Below are 11161 nucleotides of genomic sequence, written 5' to 3' on the forward strand. Positions count from 1 at the left end.
AACGCAAGCCGCTCGTACACCTCGTCGGCGACCAGCCAGATGCCGTGACGACGGCAATGGGCGAGCACGGCCCGCTGATCGTCGCGCGACATCGTCCAGCCGGTCGGGTTGTTCGGCGAATTGATCAGCAGCATCCGCGTATCGGGCGTCAGCGCCGCCAGCAGCCGACCGACGTCGAGTTGCCAGCCCGCGTCGCCGTAGCCGAGCGGCACGCAGTCGACCTGCGCGCCGAGGATCTTCGGAATCTCGACGAGATTCGGCCACAGCGGCGTGACCGCGACGACACGTTCGCCCGGCCCGACCAGCATCTGCGCAGCCAGCATCAGCGCACTCACGCCCGAACTCGTTACGGCGACCGTGTCGGCCGCCGCCGCACCGTGACGCGCGCTGACATAGGCGGCGATCGCGTCGCGCAGCGCCGCCGTCCCGAGATTGTGCGTGTAGAAGGTCGCGCCATTGCGCAGCGCCGCCGCCGCGGCGTCGCGGATGAAGTCCGGCGTCACGCGATCGGATTCGCCGAACCAGAACGGCAGCATGTCCGGCACGCCGAAGCCGGCGTTTGCGACCTCGCGGATCAGCGACGGCCGCAGCGCGTGCACCGCGGTGCGCGCCGCCGGCTCATCGTTCGCCGGGAAAAAACCTGCGGAATGCGTCATCGAAAACCACCGCCGAGGAACACGATCCGCGTAGTGTACCGGCCGGCAAGCCAGACCGGACGCACGCCAATATGCGTCAATCGAGATCCTCGGCCCTCGCCGGCATCTGCCGCACGAGCTCCCAGATCGCCTGCGCGGCGGGCGACAACGACCGGTCGCGGCGGCGCACCAGCTCGACGGTGCGCTCGGTGCGCGGCGTGAGCGGCCGCGCGACCAGCGTCGAGCCGGCAGGCAGCGGCAGCGACAGCCACGGCTGCACGCTTACGCCAACGCCGGCCTCGACCAGCCCGAACACGGTCGCCGAATGCCCGAGCTCCTGCATGACCGTCGCGTTGACGCGATGCGTGGCCAGCGCGGCATCGATCAGCGGCCGACTGCCCGATGCATGATCGAGCAGCACGAGGCGCTCGCCATCCAGCGCCGTCCATGGCACCTCGGCCCGTGCCGCGAGCGGATGGTCGGCGCGCGCGACGAGGCAGAACGAATCCGTCATCAGCGGCTCGCAGACGAGATCGGCGACCGTCAGCGGGCCGATCACGACGCCGAAGTCGACTTCGCTCGACTTCACCTTGCGCAACACGTCGCTCTGCACGTCATCGCGCAGGCCGAGCGTCACGAACGGGAACTGACGCTCGCACGACGCCACCACCCGCGGCATCAGCCTGCATGCGATCGTCGGGCTTGCCGCGACGATCACGCGCCCGCGGCGCTGCTCGCCGATCTCGCGAATCTCGCGCAGCGTGTCGTCGAGATCGTCGAGCAGACGCGACACGCTCGCGATCAGGTTCGCACCGACGTCGGTCAGCTGCACGTCGCGCGTCGTGCGGTCGATCAGCTTCAGCCCCAGTTCGGCCTCGAGCTCGCGCACGCAGCGGCTGACCGCGGACTGCGTGAGCCCGATCTCGTCACCCGCCCGACTGAAGCTCTTGAGCCGCGCGACTTCGATGAATACGCGGAGTTGGCGCAGCGTAACGTTCATGTCCCGGCCTCATCAATCGTCGATATCGATGCACGATTTTAATGCGCGAAACGACTTCGATGAATGAATGCGGCACCGGTCGCACATGTTTCGCTGCGGTGCAATACGTTCGCAAACGCACGTGGCATGGGCGGATTGCACAAGATTGGTGATTGTCCCGATTTGCTCACGGGTTATTTTGGCGTCTTATACGCCCCTAGCTGACTTAGCCGTTAGCTCGCTGCCAAGCGGCTCTCGAGGGATTTACCTCTGACATGGCACGCTTCGTGCATTACCTTGCGCACAGGGTGCAGGTTTCGTCGGACGGAAGAGTAGAAACGCCGCTGCCGGCCAACCGGACGCCCCCACCCGGCACTCGACGATCGAGTGCTTGAAGAGTGCGCGGCGCAGGGCAGCGCACCGGAGTTAGCTTCGCTGAGGTGAGGACATGATGCTGTTCGACGATTTGAGAGATAACGAATGGGCGCTGGTCGAGGGTCTGTTTTGCTCGGAGCCCGCACGGAGTGAGCGGCGTGGCCGCCCCCGCGTGGAAGCCCGATCGGTAGTCAACGCCGTGCTGTGGGTGCTGTCGACGGGTGAAGGCTGGTCGAAACTTCCGGGCCGCTATCCGTCCCCGCCGACCTGCCGCCGCCGCTTCGACGAATGGCAGGCGGACGGTACGCTCGCCGAAATCGTGAAACGACTCGGCACGAGCGGCCGTCAGATCTCGCTGCGCGGACGCATCGGCGCAAGCGCGGCGAAGCCGCCCGCACCGCCGAGCCGCGACCGGCTGCGCGGCGCGTTCTGGACCAATCCGGAATCCTGGCGCGCGCCCGTCAAGATGGCGTAACGAATGCTCGATCGGGCGGCTTCGGCCGCCCGGTTTCTTTTTGCGACGCGACTTCGTTGCGACGCATGCCTTGCCGTCGATTACCGTTGTCGTGCCGCGAAACATCTATTTACTAATATTTACAGCAAGCCTGCACTCCCACGCTTACCTTAGCGTCATATCAACAGGCCGCACTGACGGCTTGAAGGGAGCCCCGCCATGAAAACAATGTCACTGCTCGTTGCATGCGGCATTGTCGTTTCCGTGGCGCTGACCGCTCCCGTCCATGCCGACGATCGGGTGAAACCGCCGCATCGCCAGCAGGATCACCGCAACACCCTCCGCCAGCCGCCGTCCGCCAACCCGTCCAGCCGGCAAACCGTGCCACGCGGCGACTTGCGCGGCGACATCGCCAGCAACGCGCGAGCACGGATCGGCTCACAGCCACCGGGCATGTCGCGTCATCCGTAGTCCTGCCGATTTCGAGATTTCGCCAAAGAAAATGCCGGCATCCGGGAACTGCGCCCCACGCGGCGGGTCACATCGTTGCCATGAGCACAGCGTGGCAGCAGCAAAAGTATCCGGTACGCCCGTATCCTTGTGATACGGGCTTTTTTTTGCATCGCCGGCCTGCGCGGCGATGCGCGGGACGGGATGAAGACCGACCGCTACAGGCGGCTTTCGAGAATCGCCACGGCGCTCGCTTCGCTCAATGCGTAGTCGTCCATGCGGCGATCAGTCCAGGAAAGTAATTTCTCGGCGCGCTCGAGGCGCGAGAATTCGGCTCGACCGCTATCGGTCAATACGGCAATGTCGACCGGGGCATGGAAGCCCGGCGCGGGGGCAACGGTCTTCTGCCTGACCGTGTCCATCAGCCCGAGCGAACGGAGATACTCGAACACGCCCGGGCGGCGTGCCCACGGTACCTGGCGGTACTGCACTCGTCTCAATGCGTCGAGCACCGCTTCGTTGGAATACGTGGCCATCTCGATTCTTTCTTAAAGTGCAGCGACAATGCGAAGCGGCGCGCCGGGCGGGGTCTCCGCCCGCCGAAACCGCCACCGATTCTGGAGGCCGACGTTGTTCGGCGTCGCGTCAGGGCCGTATCGTCAGCCGTCCATAAAAAGACACCATACCCCAATCAAATTGATTCTGTTCGATTCATTTGTACTTCTCTTCATCGGTTTCATGCTCTGCCGCAAGCAGCGTCGAACCATTTCGATCGTCGCCGCCGCGCTGTTCTGGCTGCTGGCGACGGGCTGGCTCGCAGCGCCGCTGATCGCCTGGAGCGAGGCCGGCGTCACGCCGGTCGAGCATCCCGACATGCACGGGCGAACCACGCTGATCCTCATCGGCGCCGGCACGCACCGCACCGACACCGGAGTGCAGCCACCGCCCGACGGCGTCGCGCGCATCCACAAGGTTGCGGCGCTCTATCACACGTGCCGGCAGCAGGCCGAACGCTGCACCGTGGTGATGTCGGGCGGCGACCCGCAGCATCACGGCGACACCGAGGCAGCCGTCTACGGGCGCCAACTCGTCGCTCAAGGCGTGACACCGGCCGACCTCGTGCTCGAACCGAACAGCCGCACAACCTACGAAAACGCGAAATTCACTGCATCTATACTACGCTCACAGTATGACGATGCGCGCGTTCTCGTCACGTCGTCGTACCAGATGCGCCGGGCGTTGCTCGATTTCCGCCGTTTCGGCATCGATCCGCAGCCCGTTTATGCGAATCTCCGACGCGCGCAAACGGGCTGGCTGCCCCGCTGGCGCAATGTGGCCAATGCCGAGCAGGCGCTGCACGAGCTGGTCGGGATCGCGCAATTCCACGTGTATCGTTGGCTCGGCTGGTTTTGACGACGGCGCGCAAACCTGCGCGAAAATCGCTGCACCACCCTGGATGGCAGACGCGTGACGAAGTGCGCGAAGTGTTGCGCGACTTCAACGGGGCCTTGCGTCGTGCGACGATCCGGTGCACATTGATCCGTCACTTTTGTTACACTCGACACGCACTCGATTGCAGTCGCCAGACGAAACGGCAACACTCGGGTTCATCACCACTTAGCGGAGGTAAAGCAATGAAGAAGACGTCCCTGGCTATCCTGGTAGCGATGTCGGCGCTGACTGGCGCAGCGTATGCGCAAGAGAGCACGCAGATTCAGACCATCACCGATCCGGCCAAGATCGCCGAGATCGAGCAGCGTGCACAAGCGCTGCAACAGCAGCAAGCGGCCGAAGCGGCTCAGCCGGCGGCGCAGGAAGAGCATCACCACGGCAAGAAGGCTGCGCATCACAAGGCAGCAGCGAAGAAGGCCGGCAAGAAGGCGAAGGCTGCAGACGCTGCCAGCCAGTAAGTTCGGCGGCACCGCTCCAGTAAAAAGCCGAATCCGGGTAACCGGGTTCGGCTTTTTTGGTTGCGGCGCCCGCGCGCTGTGCTAAAGTCGCGCACCGAAATTTTCCACCCGTGCGCACCCCGGTGCGGAGGACAGCATGAGCAACATTCAACTCGACATCGAGTGGACCGAAGCCGCCACTCGCCAGATCAAGCAACTGATGCCCCGCGGCTCGGACGACGCGTTTCTCGCGCTGCCGCCGATCGAATGCCTGCCGATGGAGGGCGACGTGCTGTTCCTCGGCCCGCAAGGCAAGCAGCAACCGTTCATCGTTGCCGAGCGTCAGTATCACCATGACGGCGATGCCGACTGGACGATCATCCTGATCCTCGACGTACCCAGCGCATCGCACTGACGCGCCGCCGCGACCGGACACGTCCGGTCGCCCTACCCGGCTCGGACTCAGACGAGCTTCGACAGCACGCGGATTTCGGAACGCTCGATCCAGTCCGCGGCCGCTTCGCGATAAGCGAGAATATGCGCGGAACGCGCATGGGCGGCCAGCGCCTCCTCGCTCTCCCAACGCTCGACGAATACGAACCGCGCGGGCTCCTTCAGATCCCGGTGCAGGTCGTACTGTAATGCGCCCGCTTCGTTGCGGGTCGGCTCGACGATTCCCTCGAGCACCGCGCGCAGCTTTTCCTCCGCGCCCGGCTTCGCCACGATCAGCGCCACGACTGCAATTTCCGCCATTCCCGCCTCCCTCATCCGAAAAAGTCCGAGAATACGCGAATCCCGCGCCACGCATCGGCTATGCCGATACGACAGGGCGATGGCACCAAAAAAATAGCCCGCGCTCCAGAGAAGCGCGGGCGAAACCGTCGCCCTACGAGGATAGGCGACGGGGCCATCGAGATCCGCACGCTGGCGCGGATCGTCATCTGTTGCGCCGACGCTTGGCGCGTCGGCATGTGAGGGTGTCGATGCCGTTGTTCAGGCGCTCGCGGCGCATTCCCGGCCTCTGACACCGTCCTCCCTGTTCTAACGATTCCAACCTATAAAGCAGGTTGCGTGCCAGGCATTACGCGCTCAACATTCCATTGATTTATAAGGACATTTTTTTAGATCGGCGACAATGTGACACGTGTTCTGTCGTCGTAACGCTCGGATGTTACGTAACGTCACGAGAAGGGACGGGCCCCACCGAACAGGCGTACACGTCGGCGAGCGGCCATGAAAAAAGCCCGCCGGATGGCGGGCTTTTCAAGGGGGCGGAAACCGCCGGGATCAGCGGAGCTGATTCACGAGCAACCCCATGATCTGGCGAGCCGGCGACGACGTGTCGATCGCGCCCGCATCGTCGACGACCGCGACACGCGTCTGATCGGCCGTGAGCGCCTTCACGTTGACGCGATACTGCTTCGCCTGCTTTTCCTTCTTGCCGTGGAACAGCTGGCTCCAGAAACCCTGCTCGGCCGCGCTCAGATCCTTCGGATCGACGTAGCGCACGAAGTACAGGCCCTTCGAGCGATCGCGATCGTCAACCGTGAAGTTCGCGCGATCGAGCGCGAGACCGACGTGCAGCCACGACCGGTCGTACGGTTCGCCGAGCGTGACTTCGGACGGCACGGCCGCTTCAGCCGCGTCGCTGCCTTGCGCCGACGTGCGCGAGACGTTCTGGGCAGCGATCGCCGCGGCAGCCTTCGACGACGCGTCGCCATCGGCCTTCTTGTCCTTCGGTACCGCGTTGTCCTTGATGTTCGCGATCGGCGGCTCGCCGTTCTTCGCGCGCTGCTCGTTCTGCGCGAGCACGGCCATCAACCGCTTCAGGTATTCCGTCTCGAGCGCCGGATCGTTCGGCTTCGGTTCCCACTTGCTCGAATCGTTGTTCGCACCGGTGATCGCCTCGCGCATGCCCTTCTGGCTGATGAACACGTAGGTGCCGCCGTTCGGCGCCGAATCGAGACGCGTGCGGTACTTGTTGCGCTCGGCCGTCACGTACGAATTGCCCATCGCCTTCGAGATCACGCTGCGGATCAGGCCGTCGTTGATCTGCGGATGGGTTTCGTTCCAGTCGGTTTCCATCACGCCCTTGTCGCGCTGGTCGACGACGAGCAGGAAGCCCTGCTCCTGCCAGAAACGGCGAACCTGCGGCCAGATCGCGGCGGGCTGCTTGCCGTCGATCACGAGCCAGCTTTCGGTGCCGTCGCGCTGGATATGCATGCCGGCCACGGCCGGCGCGACGGTGTCCAGCGCAGGCGCGGCCTGCTGGACCTGCTGGAGCGCGGACAGGGAAGTCGCGCCGCCCTGGGGCGGCAGCGAACGCTGATCGGCCGTCTCGTCGAGCATGTTGGGCGGCACTGCGAGCGACGCTTCCTTCGATTTCGAATCGCTCTTGTAGTCCACTTTCGTGGGCGACGACGTACCGCAACCGGCGACGAGCGCGCCGGTGGCGAGCACTGCAGCGAACCGCATGGTAAGACGAAGATCAGTCATGTTCGGGGAATCCTCTTCCGCTAAATCACGGCGCTTTCCGTGGATCAACCTTGCATTTTACCGGGGCCGCGCTGCGATGTGCAAAAAAGCGACGGCCATGAAAAAACCCGCGCCAGCCTGAGCTGACGCGGGTTCTTGTCTGGTCGGGGCGAGAGGATTTGAACCTCCGACCACCTGCACCCCATGCAGGTACGCTACCAGGCTGCGCTACGCCCCGAAAGAAAAAAATTATAACAGACAGTTTCCCGGTTTAGAACGGGTCGCATGCATTTTGTGAATGTTCTCGTGAAATTTTTTGCGTGACGACGCCAATGCAGGCAACCTGCGGCACCGATCCCGCATCGCCGTCATCGCTTGCGCGCGACGCAGATGACCGTCAAGCCGGCGACGCGGTTGAAGCGGAACATCGGCAGCTCGATACGACAGATCGTCTTGAGCAAGCCGTTGACGAACGGATGATGGCGGCGCAATTGCGACTCGGGCTGGCGCGGATGCGAACGCGCCCGCTCGCCGAGCCGCAATGCGGCCGCGAGCGGAAACGTGAGGCCGAAATAATAGGCGCCGTGCTCGACGTCGAGCCCCGCACGCCGGACCACGTTCTCGAGGCCGCCGAGCGTATACCTGCGCTTGTGCTCGAGGAAATCGTCGTGGCCGCTCCACAGGAACTGGAACGCGGGAACCGTGATCAGGAACCGGCTACCCGAGGGCGCGCCCTTCACGTACTGCGTCAGCAGTCCGACGTCGTCGTCGACATGTTCGAGCACGTCCATCAGCAACACGAGATCGGCATCGAAGCGATCGACGGCGCGCCGAAAGTGGATCGGCTTGCCGGCCGCCTCGCCGTCGCTGTCGTCGGCGTAGCTCGTATCGACGCACCATGCTTCCGTCGCCTGCGTGCGCTCGAGCAGATGCTTCGAGAAAAAACCGGAGCCCGCGCCGACGTCGAGTATCCGGTTCGCGCCCGATGCGCCGAGGAACCGGCGAATCGCGCTCGCCTTCGACGCGTAGTACCAGTGATCGCCCACCCCCGCACCGAGTACGTCGACTTCCTTCAGGTCCATGGTGCTTCCCCGTGATGGCTGCCGTGTTGTGATGTCGAATCCGCCACTGATGCCGATCTTACCTCGCCGCTGCCGCCGATCGTATCCGTCGATGCCCGGGGCCGCGGCGCTTCGGCATCCGGTGAAACCCGCGCCGGCCAAGGCCGGCCGCGGATTTTCAGGGCCGCTTCGAAACACGCCTGGCGACGGCCCGGACAAACCAAACGACCGTTTGATTCAGCAGCTCGTCGACCGCGAATCCATTGTCCGGCAGTCCGCCGGCGCATCGCGTCCGGGCGCCCGTTGTTTGGTAACGCCGCTCTAGCACGCTATGACACACTGCACGGCATCGACGCTCGCGCCGTGCAGTGGCGCGCGCCGCCGTCGATCAAGACAAGACATGGAGACAGACGATGCGGAATACGGTCCGGCGCGGCCATCGCTCGCCTTTGGCAATTTTCGACTGGTTTTCCGGCCTGCGACGCACGGTCGCCCCAAGATCGCATACGACATTCCGCATGTTCGGCTGCGGCGCGCTGGCGCTCGCCCTGCTCTGCGCCGGCTGCGCCGAATCGGCCGCGCAGCGCGACAGCAACACGTCCATCGCATCGACGAAGATCGAGCGCACCAAGGCCGAGCGGCTCGCGCGCGAGCAGCAGATCGCGCGCACCGTGCCGTCGCTCGCATCGATCAGCCTCACGCAGCCGCGGCCGTTCACGCTGCGCGACTCGGGCCAGAACGGCGCGATGACGTTCCTGCGCGACGTCGATTTCCGCATCGTCAACAACCTCGGCTTCTTCATTCATCAGCTGTCGGCCACGCTCGTGCCGACGCAGGCCGGCGCACCGATCGTCTTCGACGATCCGACGAGCTTCGAGATCGACGTGCACGAAGGCACGGTCACGCTCGACAACGCGAAGCTGACCGCCCTCTTCAACACCTACATCTTCGGCTATCGCAACGCGCCGCTGCGCAAGCTCGCGGTGTCGGCCGGCGACGGCGTGATCCATCTGCAAGGCGAGATGCAGCGCGACGGCTGGGTACCGTTCTCGCTGACCGGCACGCTCGCGATCCGCGACGGCAGCCAGCTCGTGTTCCACCCGACCGGTGTGCGCGTGTCGGGCCTCAACGCACAGCCGGTGATGCGCGCGGCCAACGTGAAAATGGCCGACCTGCTGAAGGTGCAGACCCCGATCGCGCAACTCGCCGGCGACGATCTCGTGATGGCGGTCGACAAGCTGATGCCGCCGCCGCGCCTGAAACTCACGATCACCGCCGTGCGCGTGACGCCGGCGGGCCTCGACCTGAAGCTCGACGACGGCTCGCGTGCCGGCTTCGCGATGCCCGCGAACGCACCGCAGCAAGCGATGTATATCCGCGGTGGCGACGTGAAATTCATGCGCTCGATGCCGATGAACGCGGACATCCTGATCGGCCCGCTCGACGCGTCGAAGCGCGGCCAGACGTTCGTGTTCGACCTGTATCACTATCGCGACCAGGTGTCGGCCGGCTACTTCAACTTCGACGAAAGCGGCGCGATGGCGATCCGGATGCCTTCGTATGCAGGCCCGGCCAGCGGCGCACTGCTCGGCAACGCGGCCGCGCGCCTGAACGACAGCTTCCTCGCCGCGCAGCAGAATGCGCTGCGCGACGTGCGCCAGCACTGGGAAGCGTACGCGCTCGCCGCAGACGCCGCGCGACCCGGCATGCAGAAGGTCGCGATGCGGCGCACGTCGACGACGCCGTTCAACGAGCGGCACGTGTCGAACCGCAACCCGACGATCCATCTGCGCAACGTCGACTTCAACCTGTCCGGCGATATCGGCTTTCACGTCGAGGATCTCGACGTGGAACTCGTGTCGAAGCGCCCGGGCGAACCCGTCGATCTCGACGATCCGAACCAGTACGACATCCGCATTCTCGGCGGCACGGTCGTCGAGTCGTGGAAGGCGATGTCGGCGCTCTTCAACAACTACCTGCTCGACTATTCGCCGCGTTCGCTGAACGACCTGCAATTGAGCGCGGACGGCCAGAACCTGCGCGTCCAGGGCGGCATCAAGCTGTGGAATCACGTACCGGGCGTCTGGTTGCCGACCGACATGAAGGGCTCGCTGACGGTGCTCGATGATCGGCACCTCGCCTTCAAGCCGTCGCAGGTGTCGGTGCTCGGCATCCCGCAGGCGACGCTGCTGCGCTCGCTCGGTATCGAGCTCGCGTCGCTGACGCCGTTGCAGCGGCGCGGCGCGGAACTGCGCGGCGACACGCTCGTGCTCGACCAGTACACCGTGTTCCCGCCGCCCGTGCTGAACGGCAAACTCGCCCAGGCGACGGTCGAGCCCGACGGATTGCGGCTCACGTTCCGGCGCGCGGCAGGCGCGCCCGCACCGAAGCGGCCGCAGATCGACGCACCGAGCTACATGTGGATGGAAGGCGGCGACATGAAGATGTTCAACGTGCTCGAACTGAACGTGCGCGCGCTGATCCGGAATTCGGCCGAGGCCGGCCCGATGCGGTTCGACCTGTACGGATATCGCAGCCAGGTCGCGCAGGGCTCGGTGCGGATGCTGCCGGACGGCACGCTGGTCGTCGACATGGGGCGCAAGAATCCGCTCGCGTCACGCTGATTCCGTCGCGCTGCCCCCTGATGCGCGACCCGCATGAAAAAAGCCCGGTGGCAGGTCGCCAACCGGGCTTTCCGATGCATCCTGCGCGCCGTGCGCTTGTATGTTCAGTACTGACCAGTACGGTAAAGTCTGGTGGTAGCCAGACGAGACCGTGCAGTTTGCCCCGCGCTTGGGTGTTGGAGCCCGTGACTGAGTACAAAACGCACGGTTGCCGTGCTG

At 64.8% G+C, this 11161-nt stretch carries 11 protein-coding genes, 1 tRNA gene and 1 pseudogene; 6 read left to right on the forward strand and 7 right to left on the reverse strand.

The window, feature by feature from the left end; all coding sequences use genetic code 11:
- On the reverse strand, positions 1–656 hold a 656-nt coding region (locus H3O04_RS29545; protein ID WP_202589021.1), incomplete at its 3' end, for an aminotransferase class I/II-fold pyridoxal phosphate-dependent enzyme.
- Positions 657–732: 76 nt separating this feature from the next.
- The gene (locus H3O04_RS29550) at positions 733–1635 is read right to left on the reverse strand and encodes a LysR family transcriptional regulator (protein WP_012328377.1); all 903 of its coding nucleotides are present in this window, start codon (positions 1633–1635) and stop codon (positions 733–735) included.
- Positions 1636–2065: 430 nt separating this feature from the next.
- Between H3O04_RS29550 and H3O04_RS29555 the strand changes: the two are divergent.
- Positions 2066–2461, forward strand: a pseudogene (locus H3O04_RS29555) (transposase); the annotation flags it as partial.
- 201 nt (positions 2462–2662) lie between these two features.
- Positions 2663–2914, forward strand: coding sequence for a hypothetical protein (locus tag H3O04_RS29560; protein WP_023477379.1), 252 nt, complete (start codon positions 2663–2665; stop codon positions 2912–2914).
- Positions 2915–3111: 197 nt separating this feature from the next.
- Here the strand turns inward: H3O04_RS29560 and H3O04_RS29565 are convergent, their stop codons facing one another.
- The gene (locus tag H3O04_RS29565) at positions 3112–3429 is read right to left on the reverse strand and encodes a hypothetical protein (RefSeq protein ID WP_011545254.1); all 318 of its coding nucleotides are present in this window, start codon (positions 3427–3429) and stop codon (positions 3112–3114) included.
- Positions 3430–3589: 160 nt separating this feature from the next.
- Between H3O04_RS29565 and H3O04_RS29570 the strand changes: the two genes are divergently transcribed.
- The 3 genes from H3O04_RS29570 to H3O04_RS29580 all read left to right on the forward strand — a co-directional run bounded on the left by H3O04_RS29570 (position 3590) and on the right by H3O04_RS29580 (position 5197).
- The gene (locus H3O04_RS29570; RefSeq protein WP_043888367.1) at positions 3590–4306 is read left to right on the forward strand and encodes a YdcF family protein; all 717 of its coding nucleotides are present in this window, start codon (positions 3590–3592) and stop codon (positions 4304–4306) included.
- A gap of 221 nt (positions 4307–4527) precedes the next feature.
- A complete protein-coding gene (locus tag H3O04_RS29575; protein ID WP_006486101.1) occupies positions 4528–4803 on the forward strand; it encodes a hypothetical protein in 276 nt (91 codons plus the stop codon).
- A gap of 136 nt (positions 4804–4939) precedes the next feature.
- On the forward strand, positions 4940–5197 hold the full coding sequence (locus H3O04_RS29580) for a hypothetical protein (protein WP_006476176.1): 258 nt from the start codon (positions 4940–4942) through the stop codon (positions 5195–5197).
- A gap of 47 nt (positions 5198–5244) precedes the next feature.
- Here the strand turns inward: H3O04_RS29580 and H3O04_RS29585 are convergent, their stop codons facing one another.
- From H3O04_RS29585 to H3O04_RS29600, 4 genes are all read right to left on the reverse strand, one after another.
- On the reverse strand, positions 5245–5535 hold the full coding sequence (locus H3O04_RS29585; protein WP_006495355.1) for a putative quinol monooxygenase: 291 nt from the start codon (positions 5533–5535) through the stop codon (positions 5245–5247).
- Between the two features lie 534 nt (positions 5536–6069).
- On the reverse strand, positions 6070–7278 hold the full coding sequence (gene bamC, locus H3O04_RS29590; protein ID WP_023477377.1) for an outer membrane protein assembly factor BamC: 1209 nt from the start codon (positions 7276–7278) through the stop codon (positions 6070–6072).
- A 140-nt stretch (positions 7279–7418) separates the two neighbouring features.
- Positions 7419–7495 (reverse strand) — tRNA-Pro (locus tag H3O04_RS29595).
- Positions 7496–7625: 130 nt separating this feature from the next.
- Positions 7626–8339: a class I SAM-dependent methyltransferase gene (locus H3O04_RS29600; RefSeq protein WP_012328371.1), complete on the reverse strand. Its 714-nt coding sequence runs from the start codon at positions 8337–8339 to the stop codon at positions 7626–7628.
- A gap of 392 nt (positions 8340–8731) precedes the next feature.
- Here H3O04_RS29600 and H3O04_RS29605 point away from each other — a divergent pair, with 392 nt between their 5' ends.
- The gene (locus H3O04_RS29605) at positions 8732–10942 is read left to right on the forward strand and encodes a hypothetical protein (RefSeq protein WP_202589022.1); all 2211 of its coding nucleotides are present in this window, start codon (positions 8732–8734) and stop codon (positions 10940–10942) included.
- The last annotated feature ends 219 nt before the right edge of the window (positions 10943–11161 follow it).

Source organism: Burkholderia sp. KCJ3K979 (genome assembly GCF_016759955.1).
Classification (GTDB): Bacteria; Pseudomonadota; Gammaproteobacteria; order Burkholderiales; family Burkholderiaceae; genus Burkholderia; species Burkholderia orbicola.

Excerpts from the sequence above, each read along its gene's own strand:
- H3O04_RS29550 (WP_012328377.1), bottom strand. The coding sequence starts at position 1,635 with ATGAACGTTACGCTGCGCCAACTCCGCGTATTCATCGAAGTCGCGCGG.
- H3O04_RS29560 (WP_023477379.1), top strand. The coding sequence starts at position 2,663 with ATGAAAACAATGTCACTGCTCGTTGCATGCGGCATTGTCGTTTCCGTG.
- H3O04_RS29565 (WP_011545254.1), bottom strand. The coding sequence starts at position 3,429 with ATGGCCACGTATTCCAACGAAGCGGTGCTCGACGCATTGAGACGAGTG.
- H3O04_RS29575 (WP_006486101.1), top strand. The coding sequence starts at position 4,528 with ATGAAGAAGACGTCCCTGGCTATCCTGGTAGCGATGTCGGCGCTGACT.
- H3O04_RS29580 (WP_006476176.1), top strand. The coding sequence starts at position 4,940 with ATGAGCAACATTCAACTCGACATCGAGTGGACCGAAGCCGCCACTCGC.
- H3O04_RS29585 (WP_006495355.1), bottom strand. The coding sequence starts at position 5,535 with ATGGCGGAAATTGCAGTCGTGGCGCTGATCGTGGCGAAGCCGGGCGCG.
- bamC (WP_023477377.1), bottom strand. The coding sequence starts at position 7,278 with ATGACTGATCTTCGTCTTACCATGCGGTTCGCTGCAGTGCTCGCCACC.
- H3O04_RS29600 (WP_012328371.1), bottom strand. The coding sequence starts at position 8,339 with ATGGACCTGAAGGAAGTCGACGTACTCGGTGCGGGGGTGGGCGATCAC.
- H3O04_RS29605 (WP_202589022.1), top strand. The coding sequence starts at position 8,732 with ATGCGGAATACGGTCCGGCGCGGCCATCGCTCGCCTTTGGCAATTTTC.